Origin of the sequence: Vibrio sp. 10N.261.55.F4, assembly GCF_041470465.1 — a bacterium.
Taxonomy (GTDB): domain Bacteria; phylum Pseudomonadota; class Gammaproteobacteria; order Enterobacterales; family Vibrionaceae; genus Vibrio; species Vibrio crassostreae_C.
Window position 1 is genome coordinate 62,165 of sequence record NZ_JBFRMM010000053.1, and the last position, 18,503, is coordinate 80,667.

The following is an 18,503-nucleotide window of genomic DNA, read 5'->3' on the forward strand; positions in this document are numbered from 1 at the left end:
TTATAGTCGCCTATTTTTAACGAATTCTAAGTTAGGACATAAAGGCAGACCATCATATTCCAAATAAACGCATCATTTATAATTGTAGGTTTTATTAGAAAGCACTCTATTTGAGGGCGGTCGAGTTCCCCCCGAACTCGACCTGTTCCAGACGCGCAAGCAAAGGCGTTTGGTTTCTGGCTTAGTCATAAATTAACCAATTTCAGTTTGTTGTGTAAATAATCAATAGCTTGGCAACTGATAGGTAGGTCGTATTTTGCTGTGCAAAAGCATAGAAATGAATGATGGCGAGAGTGATGCCTGAGCTCATGCAAGGAGGCTGGCGTATTGAAGCAAAAGGGCTGACACAATATGAAACATGGTTTTCCAGTTAATAATATCGTTAAATTTAAATTTTCAGGGATTTATAACTAGCTAGTGGAGTGTGCTAGTTTTAAGAGTTGGTCATCTTTTATTCTGGTGTTATACACTGCTTTTGATTTTCAAGTTGGATTTAGTGTCTGAATTATTAAATCTGACGGGATAAATGATTGTTTAATGTTGATTTGACAAGATCTTCAAGTATCCTTTATGTAAACAAAACGTTAAATATCGAAAGTAAATTAACAATCATTAAGGAGTCGATGATGTTACATGCTCACGAAAATACCCTACATATTACCCACCTCAGTAACCACGCGGTTGAGGAGTTGTCACCTTCATTCTCTAAGTTACCAAGCACAGAGCATGCGGATGGCCAGTTTCGATTAAGAAGATACTCGGTGGTTCAATTCAGTAATGGACAAGTCGTAGAGCTAGACAAACATAACTTTGTTCAGTCTGAAGACATTAATCACTTTCAAGGTGACGTTGTTCGCCAATTCGAACCAATTGAAGCACCAATCTTAAGCAGCGAAGGCATGCAAGAGATGTGTGAGTTGTTCATTGAAACCAATGGGCTTGAAGACGGACAAGAAATCGAAATCCACCAAATCCGTATTGCTGCCATTTTTGAAGAGACTCAGGTTGCGCCAGAAGGTGTTCACCAAGACGGCTTCGACCACATCGCTTTAATTGGTGTTAACCGCCACAACATTGTGGGCGGCGAAATCATGCTGTACCAAGATAGCCACGAAGCACCGTTCTTCAGAAAAGTGTTAGGCGATGGTGAAGTGGCAATGCTTGCCGACAGTAAGCTTTGGCACAACGCACAGCCGATTCGTACCATAGACCACGGCGAGATGGGCTACATGGATGTGTTTGTATTAACGGCTAAGGATGCGCGTAATGTCCTTCACTCTTAATGATGTGCGCCAACAGTTTAGCGCGTTAGGCCAGTATCATAATGGCAAGCCTGTGACCTTTTTTGATGGGCCGGGTGGCTCTCAGGTGCCTGAAAATGTTTTGGCGTCCATGACGGAATACCTCGGGCACTTTAATTCAAACCTAGGCGGTCATTACTTTTCTAGCCAAAAGACTACAAGCTTAATGCAGCAAGCGAGAGAAGCAGCACAAGCGCTACTCAATACTGAATCTTCTGGCAACGTTGTGTTCGGTGCGAATATGACATCGCTGACCTTCCAACTTAGTCGTGCGATCAGCCGCGACTGGCAAGAGGGCGATGAAGTTATCGTCACGGCTTTAGATCATTATTCGAATGTATCGAGCTGGCAGCAAGCAGCAGACGACAAAGGCGCGATTGTTCGCCAAGTTCGTGTCGACGAATCGGATTGCAGTTTGGATATGGCACATTTTGAGTCACTGCTGAATGAGAAAACCAAACTTGTCGCGGTGACGTTTGCTTCGAACACGACGGGCTCGATTGTTGATATGGCGAAAGTTATCGAGCTTGCACATCAGCATGGCGCGCAGGTTTATGTCGATGCCGTACATTACGCACCGCATCACTTGATCGATGTTCAGCAACTGAATTGTGATTTCTTAGCGTGTTCAGCTTATAAGTTCTTCGGCCCGCATGTGGGCATTGCTTATGTTGCACCTCAATGGCTACACACGTTAAAGCCTTACAAGGTAGAGCCTGCAACCAATATCGGCCCAGGCCGTTTTGAAACAGGTACGCAAAGCTTTGAAGGCCTTGCCGGTGTGATTGCAGCAGTAGATTACTTGGCGCAGTTTGGTGAGCCAACCGACTCATTGCGTTCTCGTTTAGAGCAAAGCTACGCGCTTTATAATAAGCATGAGAGCCAACTGAGTGAGTACTTCCTTAAACGCTTGTCTGATCTCGAAGGGGCAAAGCTTTACGGGAAAACCGAGTTTGACTCGAATCTAAGAACGCCAACATTTGCCATCACCTTTGATAATCACTCTCCAGAGTTTATCGCTAAGAAGCTGGGCGAGCATAATATCTGTGTGTGGAATGGACACTTCTACGCGCTAGGTTTGGTGAAGCAGCTGGGTATCGAAGAGCAGGGCTTGGTGCGTATTGGTTGTATGCATTACAACTCGATTGAAGAGATCGACTTGCTGTTCAATGTGCTTGAAGGGATCTTGCGAAGCCATTAGCAAGCAGTCACTAGCACTTAATAGCTAAAGAATTAGAAAAGAGCATACTTCTCTCATGAACATTGAGTAGGAAGTATGCTCTTTTTCGTTTCACAGCGCTTATTACTTATTTACGTAACGCCAGTGATTCGATTAAGACCGCTTTTAATCAAGACAGCTGCTCAACAATAGCTACACCCACTGCGTGTGCGCTGGTTGGGTTCTGACCTGTAATGACTCGCTCATCAACAATCACAAGCTCTTGCCAAGGTTGAACCTTGTTGAAACGTGCTGCGCTACGAGCAAGCGACTCTTCCAGTAGGAATGGAATGTCGTTGATCGTACCAAAGTCGATCTCTTCTTCACGTGTAAAGCCAGTCACCGATTTAGAGCTTAGTAGCTTCTCGCCGTTGCTCAGAACAATCGGAAGCAGCGCCGCAGGGCCGTGACATACTGCCGCGACAATACCACCATCTTCATAATGCTTTGCTGCGATGCTAGCGAACTGTTCATTGGTTGCTAAATCTGAAAGCAAACCGAATCCACCTGGGTAGAAGATAGCATCGTAGCTTTCTGCATTAATTTGGCTTACAGGGATCGTATTGTTAATACGGTTTTGGAAGTCATCATCAGCCAAGATCTCCGCGTTTACTGAATCCCCTTCAATATCTGTCCCATACAACGGACCTTTACCACCCTTGATAGAAGCGATGTCGTACTCAAAACCCGCAGCCAAGATCTCTTTCAGAGCATGAGTCAGTTCAGGCGCGTAAGTCCCGTTCGCTTGGTCTGTATCGCCTAGTGTTGCGTGGTTAGTTACAGGTATTAGTATTTTTTTCATGATTCTTCCCTTTGAGCACGTTTGTTTGGTTTCAGCGTCGTTGTTTAGACATCCGCGTTTCTAAGACAGACATCCGTTTTATTGATAGAGGTGCCGCTGTTTCGTTACCTGTAATACTAGTAGTAAACCATTTGAGTGATAATATACCGAATAGGCAAAACATTATTGCTATATAGCAATAGTAAGATGTGAATTAGTCGAATGTGAATTCGTTAGACGTTAACAGGTGAAGTATGGATAGCTTTGAAGGGATTAATGAGTTTGTTGCGGTAGCCGAATGTCACGGATTTTCTGCAGCAGCAAAACAACTGGGTTGCAGTACCAGTCATGTAAGCCGCCAAGTTTCAAGGTTAGAAGAGAGAGTGGGTGTGGCACTGCTTGCACGCTCTACACGAATGGTGAGCCTGACCGAATCGGGTCACACCTATTATCAGCAGTGTAGAGATTTGGTCATTGGGCTTCAGCAAGCGAACGAGCAAGTGACTTCTCAGCAGACTCAGCTTAGCGGTACTTTGCGTGTGAGTGCGGCAGGCGCGTTTGCAGAAAATCATGTCGCGGCGGCGCTGATGGAGTTTGCTAAAGAGCATCCTGAGCTCACCATAGAAATGAATTTCAATACCAAGATGGTTAACTTCATCGAAGATGGCATCGATTTCGCGATTCGTTATGGCCGATTGGACGATTCAGGATTGGTGGCAAGAAAGCTCGTCGATCGCCCGATGGCGGCAGCAGCAAGCAAAGATTACATTGCTGAGTTTGGTGCTCCAGCGAATCCAGAACAACTCAAGCTGCACAGCTGTATTATCGCCAACAGTGACCAGTGGTTGTTCGAGAACGATGGAAATCCGTTAACCGCAGTCAGAGTTCATGGCCGTTGGAAAAGCAACAATTCAAGCGCTGTACTGAAAGCTTGCGAAGAGGGGCTTGGCATCGTTTATCTTCCTAAAAGCAGTTTCAATGGCAGTCTTAGCAATGGAAAACTCGTCCCTGTGTTAGAAGAGTATTGGGGAGCGGGCACAAGCAGTTGGATTGTTTATCAGAACCGTCGTTTTCTTCCACAGAGAGCACGGTTAGCTATCGACTTCTTAGTCTCATATTTCTCTGATTGGAATGAATAGTTCGTAGGTTTAAAGAATAGTGCGCAGGTTTAAAAGAATAGCGAACAGGATTTGAAGTGGTTGGGAGCGGATTCTTTCATCAGTTCAAGGCCAAAAGTAGAAAAAGATAATGGTTACATTGGTATAGGTTATCTATTTCTGTTTTTTGACGCGAATAATGGGATTGAGATGCTTGTCTACTTTTACTAACTCGTGTTAGCAATTGAGTTGTAGAGAAGCTCGCAACAGTACGATATACTAGATACCATATTAGTGTCCCTAACGCGTGATAGATTCTGTGGAAGCGTTGGCAGGATGTGTTGTTATGCTCCAGTTTATGAAGTGTAGCTAGAGTGCGGAGTTGGCAATGTCTTCAATAAATTTCGAATCCACGTACGGTGTAATAACTATTCAAGATATGAATGTAGTGAGTGTTGACGCTAACTATGCTCGCATCTATGGATACCAATCGCCCGAAGAACTACTTTCTAATATCGATAGCTTTCTAGATTTAATCTCAGAAGATTACCATGTTTTAGCTTATCAAAATTACCTTGAAACGGTCAGTGGTCAACGCGACCCGCAGGTGCATACTTACACCAATGTTGATCGCCACGACAGAGAGTTCACCGTGTTCTCTATCGACCATGTGACTGAATGGCAAGGTAGGCCTGCGCTGCAAGTTACGGTGATCGATCTTTCCCCAGCGATTCAGCTGCAAAATGCGGTGCTTGAGCAAGATAAGATGTATCACGACATGATCATGCAATCCGGTCAGGGCATCTTGGTTCACCGAGATTTCAAGCCGCTGATGGTTAATCAATCTTGGGTCAACATGCAAGGCGCGGCTTCCATCGAGCAAGTATTAGAGCTGGACTCTATCCTTGAACTGGTACCAAAACAGAATGCCGATGGCATCAGCAAGCACTATCACGCGATCGTATCAGGGGAGTTGTCAGGTACTAGTACCGTGGTTGAAAACATTGGCTTTGACGGCGTTCATCGGTTCTTCAATATTTACGACAATGCGATTACTTGGAAAGGTCAGCCAGCCGTTCAGGTTGTGCTCGAAGATGTGACTCAAAAGGTGATGCTGGAAAAGCAGTTGGTACACCAAGCGAACTTCGATGAAATGACCGACTTACTTAACCGCAGAGCGATTTATGAGTGGTTGAGAGAGCACATGTCCTCTAAAAACTACCTTGTTTGTATGCTGCTAGATATCGATGATTTTAAGTCGATTAATGACACTTACGGTCATATGGTCGGTGATGAGGTCATTTGTGCTTTGGCTAATATTACCAAGCGCAGTGCCGAGAAAGCCGGCGGAGTCGCAGGCCGTTGGGGTGGCGAAGAGTTCATTATATTTATCCCAAACACGTCTCTTGAAACAGCACACGAAGTGTCAGAAGAGATTCGCCAACAGTTCAATCAAGTTGAATTCAGAATCGATGAACAGTTACGATTTAATTCGAGTGTCAGTATCGGAATCAGTGATAGCCAAGCCTGTGAAGACGGTGTCACGATTGATGCACTCGTGAATTTAACCGATCAATCTCTCTATCGCGCGAAAGCCAACGGCAAGAATTGTGTAGACGGAGATGTGGTTGCGCTCTAACGCCTAAAATCGTCATCGAAAGCGAATAGGATCGACAACGAAAAATGCCCTCAAGTCATCACTTGAGGGCATTTTATTTTTTGGCTATTCACTAAGCGCTTCTAACTATAAGAAACGTTTAAGTTCTACAAGTTATGCAGACACTTCCACTTCGTAAGAGCCAAATTTACGGATGTTAATCACGCCCGTATCTAAGATTAGGTATTGGCCTTTAATACCTTGCAGCACACCAGATACTTCAGGGTTCTTGTCAAAGTTGTGCGACACAATCTTCACTGGGTGCTGTTCAACTGGGTAGCTCAATGAAGTGATGTTTTCGCTCAGAATCTCGATTGCATCGTCACCAAACTTTGCTCTGATCTCTTGGATTTTATCCCCAACCAATGGCAATAGTTCTTTGGCTTTTTCTACCAACTCCATATCGTCGCCATCGCCTTTTAGCAGCGTGCGCCAGTTGGTTTTGTCAGCAATGTGCTTCGCTAACTCAACTTCGATCAGGCCAGAGATCTGACGTGTTTTTACCTTCAAGATAGGTAAACCTTGAGTCGCGCCTTGATCAATCCAACGGGTAGGGATTTGAGTATGACGCGTGATACCAACCTTAAGGCTAGATGTGTTCGATAGGTAAACGAAGTGATCAACCATGCAGTTCTCTTCACCCCATTGAGGCTCGCGACACGTGCCTTCATCGTAGTGACAAGTCTCTGGCTTCATGATGCACATGTCGCAGCTTGCTAGCTTTTTCATGCACACAAAACAGTGGCCTTGAGAGTAGCTCTTCTTAGTTTTCTTACCACATGAGCAGCAAAAAATATTGCCGGTGTGAGTGAGGTTGATGGTTTTACCAATCAGAGGGTTTAGCTCTACAAACTCTTCGCCTACAGGCAAACGGTAGGTAACCGCGCCATCAAGGGAAGCACTCATCTTTTTGAGTGTTCCTTTTGCTAATAAAGACATGACATTACTCGTTGTATTTTGATTATTATTTCGTCGACTCGATTGCGCTGTGAGCAGGCAGTACGGTTAACGATGATTATGCGATGAGTATAACAAATAGAGCCTGTTTTTATACGCAATATTACTTGATTCTCGCCGTGAATAATCAACAGAAAATACATGCATTAAAATATAGTATGACATTTTGTTCGGGCGTGATATAACGTTTTTTAGTGATTTATTGGTATTAAGATCACTAATTTATCTAACTTGTTTTTTATCGTGAAATCCCAACTATAGGGATATTAAGCAGGAAGCTTAGACGTGAAGTGGATCCATAAGATTGTTATCTTTCTAGTTATCGCAACGCTTGCCATTGTGCAGTATTACCGTGTGAGCGGAAATCGTGTGATAACGGCAATTACCCCTGATAAATATGAATTTATCGCGACCAGTGATCAAGTTGATAGGGGAGTCAGTACGTCCCAGTTATCCTATGAAAATGGACAGTACACTCTCGATTGTGAACTTAAAGAATCTGAGTATCCGTGGCCTTACTGTGGGCTGTCGATTCGTATCAACCCTGACATCAACTCGGGCCTTGACCTTTCTCAGTACCACACCTTTAGAGTGAACATTGATTACCATGCGGAGGCTGACTCTAGTGGCCGTTTGAGAACCTATCTACGTAACTACAACCCTGCTTATTCAGTTCCTGATGACGAGTACACGCACAAGTACAATGGGATGGAGTTTTCTCCAGGAATCGATGGTGGTGTGATTGAAATCCCGATCAAAAATCTGCAAGTGATGACATGGTGGCTGGCTGACAACGACATTGCGTTAGAGCATTCGGCCCCTGAATTTTCGAATGTGAATATGGTTGAGTTTGCTACTGCGTCTGGAGCGAAACTCGGTCACCACAGAATCGTCATCCGCAGTATTGAGTTCGAAGGTTCGTATATCACCGCAGAAAGCTTGTTCATGATCCTACTGTTTGTGTGGGTGGGGACGGGCACCGTATTCTTGCTGTCAGAGTTAAACCGTTCAAGAAAACGCATGGTGATCGCAGAGAAAAGACATCACCACTTAAAGAACGTCAATCGCGCACTGAGAGAACAGAATTTTGAATTTTCAGAGATGGCCCATCGTGATGAGTTAACCGGAATACTAAACCGCCACGCGATTCGTGATTGGTTGAAAATGCAGTCACAACATGTGAAGCAAGGACATGGCAAGCTGGGTATGTTGTATCTCGATATCGACTACTTCAAGAGTGTAAATGACAAGTACGGACATCAAATGGGTGACCATATTTTACGCGAGTTCAGCATGGTGGTGGGCAGTTCGATCAGCGCTACCGATAAGTTGGTGAGATGGGGTGGTGAAGAGTTCATTGTTTTTTGCCCTGAGACCGAAGCCGGAGAGGCGCAGATAAAAGCTGAACGCATTCGATTATTGGTTAGCCAGCACCTTTGGGTTCATGGCGATCCGCTGACATGCAGTATCGGTGTTGCCGAGATGAAGCAAGAGCGAGTGACAGAGACCATTGCTCGCGCTGATGAAGCTTTATATCAAGCAAAGCATTCAGGTCGAAACCAGGTGATCTTGAGTCACTAATCTGAAAATTGTTTTGATGAGTTTATAAGCCACACGTGCATATGTGACGTGTGGCGTTTTTATGGTTCTTCTCCCAAAAGCCAAAACAAAAAAGGTGGCGCGGGGCCACCAAAAGGGAAAGCGTTTCTTGTTTTTATATGCCCGTTCAGTGCTTGCTTACGCTGAACGGGCATTTTTGTCTTGGTTGAACCGGGGGAAGTTCAACCAGTTTAGGGGAGCATTCCTGTAAGCATGCGCTTATAGAACGTTAGTGTTTACCAGAAGATCCAAGCGAACAGAGTCAGAACTAGGATACAAACTAGGTTCAACACCATACCGATTCGCATCATCTCTTTCTGCTTGATGTGACCCGAGCCAAACACGATTGCGTTTGGTGGTGTCGCTACTGGTAGCATGAAGGCACAAGATGCTGCAACCGCAATCAGTGCAGACAAGATAACCGGAGACATACCCAGCGCTTCAGCAATCGTCGCGAATACAGGGACAAGCAATGCCGCACTCGCTGTGTTACTCGCAAATTCCGTTAGGAATACCACGAACGCTACCACGGCTAGAATCGTAAGCAGTACGCCAGCTGTTTCTAAAAATCCGCTTAGTGAGTGTGCTAGGAATACGCTGGTTCCTGTCGCTTTCAGAATGTTACTTAAACAGATACCGCCGCCGAACAGGATAAGTACACCCCAGTCCGTTGTTTTCTCAACGTCTTTCCATTCCACCGCTCTAGAAGCACCAAGCAGTACAATCGCACCAATCGCGACTAAGCTATCAAATTTAGAGAATCCGCCAATCATTGCGTTGATTGGTTTACCGAATATCCAAAGCGTTACGGTTAAAAGGAAGATAGACAGTGTGATTTTCTTGCTGTTTGTCCACTCAACGGGAGCGTGGTCTAGCTCGAATTTGTGGTCAAGCTTTGGCTTAGTCATCACGTAAAGAATAATCATCGCGATTGGCAGTAAGATCATTGAGATTGGAAGACCTAGCGCCATCCACTCAGTAAAGCTCAAGCCAACTTCTGCAGCGGCGATTGCGTTCGGTGGGCTACCCACTAAGGTTGCGATACCACCAATCGATGCACAGTAAGCGATACCCAGCAGTACGAACACGTACGTGTTGCGGTCTTCACTTTGGTCAACTTTGTTCATGATGCCAAGAACAAGGGGAAGCATCATTGCAGTCGTTGCTGTGTTCGAAATCCACATCGACAAGCCTGCACTCACACCGAATAGCATGAACACCGCCACCGACATTCTGCCTTTTGCAATCAGCAGAACTTTGTCGGCAATCGCCTTATCGAGCTCTTGCTTGTTGAGCGCAGCAGCAAGGGCAAAACCACCCATGAATAGGAAGATGATTGGGTTCGAGAAGTTCGCTAATGCAGCGGGCGTATTGAACACACCAAACAAGACAGCCAAGAGTGGAACGAGCAGAGCGGTGATGCTGACATGAATAGCTTCGGTTAACCATAGAACCGCAACGAACACGAGAATACTCAAACCAGTATTGACTTGTGATTCGAAAGGAAGGGTGTTGAGCAAGAGTGCGAATAGCGTGAAATTACCAATTAATATCATGCTGTTGCGGGTGAACAACCAGTGTTTCAGTGTAGTAACAAGTGCCGTCATAAGACGCTCCTTTTGTTATCCTCGTTTTATTGGTGCACGACTTCATTGAGTCGTGCTTATTATTTTCGAGGTATATAGCTTGATGTAGGGTCAGACTTTGTTGGAAGAATGTTACTCAAGTTAATAAAGGCGTGTTGGTGTGTTTTTGCTTAACAATGGGGAAGTGTGAGGCAACAAATTCAAAATGTGTAGTTTTCTACACATCGGTCTCTGCTGGTTCTAAAATAGGGCTTGTTGTAGGGTCTACAACAGGGTTTACAGTGGGGTCAGTAATAGGGTTTGGAATCGGAAATGATTCCGGTTTTGGACTCGGTTGAATCGGCTCTTTAGGTCCAAGGAACTTTGGCGTTGTCCCCATAATATACAGATCAAGGAATGCTTTGGTGCGCGCAAACACTTCACGTAAACGTATTGAGGTTCCCGAATGGTGAGTTGGTCCTGAAACCGCCAAACACTGCGCATGAATATCGTAAGAATTGGCGATGAAGAGCGCTCTTTCACAGTGGAATTTCTGAGTGATGATCAGAAAATTATCAGTATCGAATATCTTTTTAGCGCGAACAATCGAGTCCAAGGTTCTAAAACCTGCGTAATCTAGATTGATGCGTTCATCGGGGACACCCGCTTTCAACAAGTCGCGTTTCATCGTCCACGGCTCATTGTAAGAGCGATGAGCGTTATCGCCACTCAGTAGAAATTGGTCAACTTTTTCACGATCGAACAGCTCAATCGCGGCTTCAATTCGATGTTTATAATAGTCGTTGAGTGTTCTACCCAAATATTTGCTTGTGCCAAGCACAACGGCGACCTCAAGCTCGGGCACTTCATCTATATCGTAGATGATGCGATCTTCCGCTTGCCATGAAACCCAATAATCGATCGCAATAACCGCAGCGCTGCCTACTAAGAACACGAGGAAAGCGCCAAACAGAAAACCTTGCAGTTTTTTGTAAGCTTTTTTTATGTAGCTACGGATAATGTGAGAATCAAATTTCACTCTCGGTATGGTCCTTTCACTGAGCATTAATTTTTGAGTGCTCGATAATACCAAATAAAAATGAGAAAAATCAGTTAAAAAGACAAGACAGTTTAAAGAAAAAAGCCCCTGCAATTGCAGAGGCTCATATAAGAGTCGTTAACGCTCTTTATTCCAAGCGCAGTACGCTTTATTAGAATGCCGTGCGCTTGTAGCGACGGTAAACTGGCTGCCAGAAGTGCTGGTCAATCGCTTGTTGCAGTGCTTCTTCAGTGATCTCTAGAGCAACGCCCTGTTCAATCGCCTTTTTACCTACCGCAAGAGCAATTTTCTTAGATACCGTGTGGATCTCTTCCAATGGTGGAAGTAGAGCACCTGTGCCATTGATTGCTAGTGGAGAACACGTAGCAAGTGCACGGCTTGATTCCATTAGCATTTCGTCAGTGATGCGTGAAGCATTCACAGCCAATACACCAAGGCCAATACCTGGGAAGATGTAGCTGTTGTTACACTGAGCGATTGGGTAAGTTGTGCCGTTGTGAACGACTGGCTCAAATGGGCTACCTGTCGCAACAAGTGCTTGGCCATCAGTCCAACGAATAATGTCGTTTGGCGTCGCTTCAACACGGCTTGTTGGGTTCGACAGTGGGAACACGATAGGGCGTTCACTGTGTAGGTTCATCTCTTTGATGACTTCTTTGCTGAATAGACCTGGAGCACCAGACACACCAACCAATACGGTTGGTTTCGCGTGGCGAACTACGTCTAGTAGAGAGAAACCAGTGCCATCGCTTTCCCAGTCTTTGGTGTTTTCGTTGGTTTGAACCAGACGCTGTTGGAAATCAAGCAGGTTTTGCATGCCTTCTTGTAGCAGACCCCAACGGTCAACCATGTAAACTTGAGAGCGAGCTTGTGCATCGCTGATACCTTCAGACACCATTTGGGCAATGATAGCTTCAGCAATACCACAACCTGCAGAACCCGCACCTAAGAAGGTGATGCGTTGATCTGAAAGTTTGCTGTTTGCTGCTTTACATGCTGCAAGTAGAGAACCAACCGTTACGGCTGCTGTGCCTTGGATATCATCGTTGAAACAACAGATGCGATCTTTGTAGCGCTCAAGCAGTGGCATTGCGTTCTTTTGTGCGAAATCTTCGAACTGAACTAATGCATCAGGCCAACGGCGTTGAACCGCTTGGATGAACTCTTCAACGAATGCATCGTAGTCAGCACCCGTAATACGAGGATGACGCCAGCCCATGTACATTGGGTCAGCAAGACGTTGAGGGTTGTTAGTACCCACATCGAGCACGATTGGTAGCATGTAAGCTGGGCTGATACCGCCACAAGCTGTATAAAGTGCTAGCTTACCAATTGGAATACCCATACCACCGATGCCTTGGTCTCCCAAACCAAGAATACGCTCACCATCCGTAACCACGATAACTTTAACGTTGTGGTTTGTCGCATTATTCAGTAGGTCATCGATACGATCGCGGTTCGGGTATGAGATAAACAGACCACGGCCACGACGGTAAATATTTGAGAAGTTCTCACATGCTGCGCCAACCGTTGGCGTGTAAATGATAGGCATCATTTCAGAGATGTGGTTTTGAACTAAACGATAAAAAAGCGTTTCATTAGTGTCTTGGATGTTACGAAGGTAGATATGCTTATCCATATCACTTTCGAAGTTACAATATTGTTTGTATGCACGTCCTACTTGCTCTTGGATTGTTTCGGTTGTTTCCGGTAACAAACCTTCAAGGTTGAAAGAACTGCGCTCTTCAGCAGAGAATGCGCTGCCTTTGTTTAGAAGAGGTGTACTTAGTAGAGCAGGACCAGCATAAGGGATATATAGAGGGCGTTTATCGTTGTTCATTAGATGCCTAATATGGGAGAAAGGGTAACTGAAAAATGATAACGGTTTAGTTATTCAATTGTAAATAGTTTCTCCGCGATCTGAGCAAACAAAATGATATTCTTACCTCTGTCCCACACTTATCGAATTTCAACACGATAATTCGTTATACTTTGCTCACACTTTTTCGCTACTCGCCATTTTATGTCATTACTTCCCATCGATGCTTATCAAAACGTATTCCACGAACAAATCGCTAATTCTCACCTTGTCGTAGAGGCGGAAACCGGATCAGGTAAATCAACGCGCCTGCCACTTTGGGCCTCTCAACATGGGCGAGTGTTAGTGGTGGAGCCAAGACGCATCGCGTGTACATCACTGGCTAAATATCTCGCGCAGCGATCAGGCGAGAAGTTGGGTAGCAAAGTGGGCTATGCGATTAAGCTTGAGTCGGAATACAACGAGCAAACTAACGTTGTTTTTGTGACGCCCGGTATCGCGCTGCGTTGGTTATCAGAAGATGGATTAGCTAGTTTTGATGTGATCGTGGTGGATGAGTTTCACGAGAGGCGCTGGGACATTGATCTGCTGGTGGCGATTCTGAAACAAAAAGCGAGCCATCGTTTGGTGATCACTTCAGCAACCATTGAGGGTGAACGCCTTGCTCATTATTTGGATGCGAATCGCATAAGCTGTGAAGGGCGAACCTATCAAGTTGAGATTGAGCACAGAGCGAATGAATCCAGAACACTGCCTGATATCCGACATCTAGAGCAGCGTATCGTGGAAGAAGTTAATCATCAGTTGATCGCTTCTTCTGGCGATATGTTGGTTTTTCTACCGGGTAAAAAAGAGATCGTGCAATGCGAACAAGCCTTAGCGAAAAATCCAGATATCCAAGTTGTTAAATTGCATGCGTCGGTCAGTGATACAGAGCGAGATTCAGCGTTATCGGGTCGGAATATCCATACTGAAGGTAATGGTTTGAGAAAGGTCATCCTTGCGACCAACGTTGCAGAAACCTCATTAACCATTCCTGACATTGGCGTGGTGATAGATTCAGGATTAGAGAGACGCACCGTTCAGCGTAATGGCAGAGCCACACTGATGCTTAAATCCATATCACGAGCGAGTGCCAAACAGCGAGCTGGCCGCGCGGGTAGAGTAATGGACGGCGTTTGTGTGCGTCTATATGGTGAACATGCGGCGTTAGAGTTAGTCACACCGCCTGAATTGCAGCGTGAAGAGCTGACTGAACCTATGTTGGCCGCAGCATGTTGTGGATCTCCGCTTGAGAGCTTGTCCTTCCTTGACCCTATTCCAGAGAAATCACTCAACAGTGCAACTCAAACCTTGCTGACGATGGAAGCGATTAACGCCGACCATCAAGTTACCGAGCATGGTAAAAAGCTGTATCCGTTGCCGATTGATGCTTTGTATGCCGATATCGTTACTCGAATCAAAACCAAAGCATTAAAAGAGGCGATGGTTGATCTCACTGCGGCGCTGTCCGTTCCTGCTCGCTTGTATCAGTTACCAAACAATGCAGAACATCTTGAAGCGCTCGCGCAACAAGAGAAGGAAGGGTGTGATTTAAGCCTGTTGATTCAGATTGTGCGCGGTCGAGAATATCCGCATTTAGACATCGACCAACAGGCTCTGAATGAAGCTCAAGGATTGGCGAAGCAAATGCGGGAGGTATTTGAACTTCCTCAGCTAGAAGTCGCGTCACGTTTCCAACGCATTGAATTGCTCAAGACCATTGTGAATCTGCATCCTGAACTAGTGTTTGTGCGCCGACTGAAAAGGAAAGAAGCCTTTGCCAATGGTGTTTTAGAAGTGGTGCTCGGTCGTCAGAACCGTTTCCCTGATAATGCACAAGCGATGTTGGTGTTGGATACTCACAGCGTGCCGGGAAGAGGCGTTAAGCAAACACTGACCTTAGCGACGGTCACGACACCCATTCCTCTTGAGCTTCTCATTGATGCTGAACTAGGAGAGTGGGAGCAAGGCGAAACCGTTGTGAATGATGATGGTGTTTTTACCGAGATGGCATTGGTGTACGCAGGCCGCACGATTACAACCAAACTCGTCGCCGCTGAAGGGCAACTATCGTTAAAACCTATCGTCGACCTTGTGTTAAATGGAGAGCAGCTTCCCGGTTTTGCAAAGGCTCGCACTCAAGAAATCAAACACTGGCAGTTGTATGTGAAACTTGGTCTCGATGAACAAACTAAATACACACCAGAAATTGAGAACATTAACTTTGAGCTATGGTTTATAGAGCAGCTTGAAGTACTAGGTGTTACTGATGTCAGCGAATTGGAAATGTTCGATCATGCAGACATACCGTTCGATGGCATTCCAACTTGGCTCTACTCAGAATTTTCGGAAAAATACCCGTTTGCATTGAGCCTTGCCGACTTGCAACTCGATGTTGAATACTTGCCCGCAAGAAAGCTGATTTACGTCCATTATCAGTCGGGTAGCCGAAAGTTATCGCCAAAACGTTGGGAGCTACCGACATGGTCTGGTTGGCGTATTCAGTTCAAAAAAGCGAGTCGAATAATTGATATCAAATAGATGGATAAGTTTTATCTCTAAAATATTAATCAAATAGATGCATATATGATTTTTCAGTGCTTATTTTGTTACAAGTTTGATTTTTATATTCCTTTTTAACCAATCAAAAGGTCATAAAAGACTATTCTTCTATATCCTATTGCTATAAAGAAAGAGTTGATAGATATTGAGTATATTGTGTTGCCAAAGTGTCGGGGGACATCATGGATAAACAGGAAGAGACGCGTGTAGAGTTCGATTACACAACATTTCTTGGCGCCTCATGCAGTAAAAAATGGACTTTTCTGGAAGCACTCACCACAATTGCGCCAGTGTTCAGTACCGTCTGGCGAGATAGCATTAAAGAGTTGGGCACCCCAGAGGATCGTTTATGGCAGATGGCATTGAAATCAATGTCGACGCGTAAAAGTGATGAGTCGAACATTGTTACCTTACTCAAGCTCGCTAAGCTGGAAGGGATCAATGAGCTCAAAGTGGTGATGCCATATTCACTTGAAGAAGAGCAGATCGAGTATATTGAATCGCGCAGTCATTTAGTGATTGCGGGTAATTCTGGAGAAGAGTTCACGATTAAGCTGTAACTTCAGCTCGCCTATAATCTCTCTCGAGGAATAGTAAAAACGTACACGTAAAAAGGGCCTCAAATATTGAGGCCCTTTTAGTCTCTAAAACTTGAGTCTACGAGCTTATTAGCTTTCGAGCTTTTTATTTTGAGATTAAGCGATTAAGCAATTAGCAATTAGCAATTAAGCGACTAGTCGATTAGACCATAGTCAGCGCGCAGTACATCGATGATCTCTTGCTTAGGATTTTCGCTCAGTACGATCTCCGCACCTGTGATTTTCGCTGCGATATCAAGGTAAGTGCGAGACAGAGACATTAGAGAATCCAGTGGAAGTTCATTGTCACGAGCCAATGCTTCACGTTCTGGCATACGCTCTTTATTCAAAAGAATGTCGGCATCAGGGAAGTAGTTAAGCAAGAACTGACGGAAGCCTTCTTTTGAATTCTCAACGATGTTGCCGTTGTTATATTCCTGAGTATCCCAAATGCGAGATGAATCTGGAGTACCGACTTCGTCCATGTAGATAAGCTTTTCTTTGCCTTGAGCATCGTTGACGTAGCCAAACTCAAATTTGGTATCAACAAAGGTTTGGTCTACTTTTGCTAGCGCTTGGCTGATTACGTTGAAGCCTTCTTTAAGAAGTTTTTCGTAATGCGCGATGTCGCTTGCTTGAGTAAAGTTGAATGCTGCGAAGTTATCTTCGATGTTGTTGCGTGTGATGTTCACATCGTCAGCTTCTGGAACGCCAGGAATACCTTTCAGAATCCCTTTTGTTGAAGGCGTGATCAGTAGCTCAGGCAACTTCTTGTCTTTCTCAAGGCCTTCAGGCATCTCGATACCACAGAATTCACGTTCGCCGTTTGCGTATGCACGCCACATTGAACCAGTGATGTATTGACGACAAATCGCTTCGATCATGACTGGGCGAGCTTTTTGTACAATCCATACGAACGGGTGAGGGATATCAAGAATATGACTGTCAGCAAGTCCGTTGTCTTTAAACAATTTGAACCAGTGGTTAGAGATAGCATTCAGAGCCGCTCCCTTACCTGGAACACCTTTAAGATTCCCTTCACCACGCCAGATACAATCAAATGCAGAGATACGGTCACTGATCACCATGATTGCTAAAGGCGCATCTGGTGCTACATCGTAGCCTTTCTCTTTAATTAGTCGTTGGCTATCTTCTTCAGTTAACCAGTAGACTGAGCGAACCTTGCCACTGTGGACAGGTTTGTCAGTACGGATTGGTAGGTCATCATTTACGGCAAGAACTTGATCAGCAAGGCTCATTTAGACATTCCTATCTTTTATCAAACGTCATACAGAGAAGTGCGGTGTGCACATGATTAGACGGGCATTATACCCAATCTACTATTTGCTTCCAGAGAAAAAGCAAACGATTGCTAAATCTGTTGTTTAAATAAAAACCCCCGCCTAACAATCCGCTAAAAAATGGGCGAATTGTAGGGCAGGGGAAGGCAGTATGTTTGGACTGTGTTTTGGCGAATTGTTTCTTAAGTTAAATTAAGTTTGTTAGCTAAAAGATTAAGCTATGTTTGTGGACCATGTTTTTGAGCCAACATGTTATTAAGCAAGGTGGCTTAGTGAATACGCTCTGAATTTGCATCCATAAAGAAGACTTCACATTGAAAGCGTAACCCTAATGTTCTTAGGTACTGTTGGCTGAACTGATCAATCGATGCACTTGCAACAATCGCGCTCGCATTCTTAGAGCGGATTGCTTTCTCGACAGTCTCTACCTCAGTCATTTGATGAGAGGCTTTCATATGAATAACGCGGTCGCAGCAAACATTATGTTGCTTAAGCTGCTTAGCCGATGGTCTTGGTGTTTGAGCCGTAAACAGTAACCACTGATGTTGATTGGACAGCAACGCCATTCTTGCAAACAACGCTTCCTCGTTTGAATTTTTGCTTTTACGAGAAACTGATGTAAATGCGCAGTGAACTAGCGGGCTAGAGTGTTGTGCTTTAACGTGTGCTTGAATCATTTTGCTGTCCTTATATACATGCTGTATGTGTATACAGTAGTTTTAGTTACTTATAAGATCAAGCGTTTTTTGCGGGATTATTGGACGATTTCGTCTGAGGTTATGGATGGTAAATGATTAAATCATTGAAAGTATTCGATAAATTAAATTTGAATGAATCTGCTGTTTTGTATCATAAGTTGAATAAATGTGAGCTTTATACAGGTGTATACACTGGTTTTTGCAGAAAAGTACTGTATATACCTGTATAGAAGAGAGAACAAAGAACAAAGAAGAAAGAAGAAAGAA

The 18,503-nt window shown here is 44.6% G+C and carries 14 protein-coding genes; 7 read left to right on the top strand and 7 right to left on the bottom strand.

The window, feature by feature from the left end; translation table 11 throughout:
• Positions 1-626 precede the first annotated feature (626 nt).
• Together AB4249_RS21480 and AB4249_RS21485 are read left to right on the top strand one after the other, a co-directional pair.
• Positions 627-1,283, top strand: a complete 657-nt coding sequence (locus AB4249_RS21480) for a 2OG-Fe dioxygenase family protein (RefSeq protein ID WP_102332091.1) — start codon at positions 627-629, stop codon at positions 1,281-1,283.
• A complete protein-coding gene (locus tag AB4249_RS21485) occupies positions 1,267-2,502 on the top strand; it encodes a cysteine desulfurase-like protein (RefSeq protein ID WP_372104724.1) in 1,236 nt (411 codons plus the stop codon). Before AB4249_RS21480 ends, AB4249_RS21485 begins: the two co-directional genes overlap by 17 nt.
• A gap of 148 nt (positions 2,503-2,650) precedes the next feature.
• On the opposite strand, the gene AB4249_RS21490 is transcribed toward AB4249_RS21485, so the two are convergent.
• Positions 2,651-3,322 carry a type 1 glutamine amidotransferase domain-containing protein gene (locus AB4249_RS21490; RefSeq protein ID WP_372104727.1) on the bottom strand — a complete coding sequence of 224 codons (672 nt, stop codon included), beginning with the start codon at positions 3,320-3,322 and terminating at the stop codon, positions 2,651-2,653.
• Positions 3,323-3,555: 233 nt separating this feature from the next.
• Between AB4249_RS21490 and AB4249_RS21495 the strand changes: the two genes are divergently transcribed.
• Positions 3,556-4,440, top strand: coding sequence for a LysR family transcriptional regulator (locus AB4249_RS21495; protein ID WP_372104730.1), 885 nt, complete (start codon positions 3,556-3,558; stop codon positions 4,438-4,440).
• Positions 4,441-4,786: 346 nt separating this feature from the next.
• Positions 4,787-6,037, top strand: coding sequence for a diguanylate cyclase (locus AB4249_RS21500; protein WP_372104733.1), 1,251 nt, complete (start codon positions 4,787-4,789; stop codon positions 6,035-6,037).
• A gap of 132 nt (positions 6,038-6,169) precedes the next feature.
• Here the strand turns inward: AB4249_RS21500 and AB4249_RS21505 are convergent, their stop codons facing one another.
• On the bottom strand, positions 6,170-6,994 hold the full coding sequence (locus AB4249_RS21505) for a DUF2797 domain-containing protein (RefSeq protein WP_372104736.1): 825 nt from the start codon (positions 6,992-6,994) through the stop codon (positions 6,170-6,172).
• 303 nt (positions 6,995-7,297) lie between these two features.
• Between AB4249_RS21505 and AB4249_RS21510 the strand changes: the two genes are divergently transcribed.
• Positions 7,298-8,593: a GGDEF domain-containing protein gene (locus AB4249_RS21510; RefSeq protein WP_372104739.1), complete on the top strand. Its 1,296-nt coding sequence runs from the start codon at positions 7,298-7,300 to the stop codon at positions 8,591-8,593.
• 254 nt (positions 8,594-8,847) lie between these two features.
• On the opposite strand, the gene AB4249_RS21515 is transcribed toward AB4249_RS21510, so the two are convergent.
• From AB4249_RS21515 to AB4249_RS21525, 3 genes are all read right to left on the bottom strand, one after another.
• Entirely contained in the window at positions 8,848-10,218 is a 1,371-nt protein-coding gene (locus AB4249_RS21515; protein WP_017059762.1) for a DASS family sodium-coupled anion symporter, read from the bottom strand.
• A gap of 196 nt (positions 10,219-10,414) precedes the next feature.
• A complete protein-coding gene (locus AB4249_RS21520; protein WP_372104742.1) occupies positions 10,415-11,215 on the bottom strand; it encodes a vancomycin high temperature exclusion protein in 801 nt (266 codons plus the stop codon).
• 172 nt (positions 11,216-11,387) lie between these two features.
• Complete coding sequence (locus AB4249_RS21525; protein ID WP_017059764.1) at positions 11,388-13,076, bottom strand: NAD-dependent malic enzyme; 1,689 nt, start codon at positions 13,074-13,076, stop codon at positions 11,388-11,390.
• A 183-nt stretch (positions 13,077-13,259) separates the two neighbouring features.
• Between AB4249_RS21525 and AB4249_RS21530 the strand changes: the two genes are divergently transcribed.
• Together AB4249_RS21530 and AB4249_RS21535 are read left to right on the top strand one after the other, a co-directional pair.
• Positions 13,260-15,638 carry a helicase-related protein gene (locus AB4249_RS21530; protein WP_372104744.1) on the top strand — a complete coding sequence of 793 codons (2,379 nt, stop codon included), beginning with the start codon at positions 13,260-13,262 and terminating at the stop codon, positions 15,636-15,638.
• Between the two features lie 203 nt (positions 15,639-15,841).
• The gene (locus AB4249_RS21535) at positions 15,842-16,219 is read left to right on the top strand and encodes a hypothetical protein (protein WP_017059766.1); all 378 of its coding nucleotides are present in this window, start codon (positions 15,842-15,844) and stop codon (positions 16,217-16,219) included.
• Positions 16,220-16,392: 173 nt separating this feature from the next.
• Here the strand turns inward: AB4249_RS21535 and AB4249_RS21540 are convergent, their stop codons facing one another.
• Both AB4249_RS21540 and AB4249_RS21545 read right to left on the bottom strand, forming a co-directional pair.
• A complete protein-coding gene (locus AB4249_RS21540; RefSeq protein ID WP_017055177.1) occupies positions 16,393-17,496 on the bottom strand; it encodes a phosphoribosylaminoimidazolesuccinocarboxamide synthase in 1,104 nt (367 codons plus the stop codon).
• Between the two features lie 311 nt (positions 17,497-17,807).
• Positions 17,808-18,215 (bottom strand): SulA-like leucine-rich domain-containing protein, encoded by a 408-nt coding sequence (locus AB4249_RS21545; protein ID WP_017055178.1) that lies wholly within the window; start codon positions 18,213-18,215, stop codon positions 17,808-17,810.
• Positions 18,216-18,503 lie beyond the last annotated feature (288 nt).

Bases quoted from the DNA above. Each gene is read 5' to 3' on its own strand.
- AB4249_RS21525 (WP_017059764.1), bottom strand. From the start codon at position 13,076: ATGAACAACGATAAACGCCCTCTATATATCCCTTATGCTGGTCCTGCT.
- AB4249_RS21495 (WP_372104730.1), top strand. From the start codon at position 3,556: ATGGATAGCTTTGAAGGGATTAATGAGTTTGTTGCGGTAGCCGAATGT.
- AB4249_RS21480 (WP_102332091.1), top strand. From the start codon at position 627: ATGTTACATGCTCACGAAAATACCCTACATATTACCCACCTCAGTAAC.
- AB4249_RS21515 (WP_017059762.1), bottom strand. From the start codon at position 10,218: ATGACGGCACTTGTTACTACACTGAAACACTGGTTGTTCACCCGCAAC.
- AB4249_RS21535 (WP_017059766.1), top strand. From the start codon at position 15,842: ATGGATAAACAGGAAGAGACGCGTGTAGAGTTCGATTACACAACATTT.
- AB4249_RS21530 (WP_372104744.1), top strand. From the start codon at position 13,260: ATGTCATTACTTCCCATCGATGCTTATCAAAACGTATTCCACGAACAA.
- AB4249_RS21485 (WP_372104724.1), top strand. From the start codon at position 1,267: ATGTCCTTCACTCTTAATGATGTGCGCCAACAGTTTAGCGCGTTAGGC.
- AB4249_RS21505 (WP_372104736.1), bottom strand. From the start codon at position 6,994: ATGTCTTTATTAGCAAAAGGAACACTCAAAAAGATGAGTGCTTCCCTT.
- AB4249_RS21545 (WP_017055178.1), bottom strand. From the start codon at position 18,215: ATGATTCAAGCACACGTTAAAGCACAACACTCTAGCCCGCTAGTTCAC.
- AB4249_RS21490 (WP_372104727.1), bottom strand. From the start codon at position 3,322: ATGAAAAAAATACTAATACCTGTAACTAACCACGCAACACTAGGCGAT.
- AB4249_RS21540 (WP_017055177.1), bottom strand. From the start codon at position 17,496: ATGAGCCTTGCTGATCAAGTTCTTGCCGTAAATGATGACCTACCAATC.
- AB4249_RS21500 (WP_372104733.1), top strand. From the start codon at position 4,787: ATGTCTTCAATAAATTTCGAATCCACGTACGGTGTAATAACTATTCAA.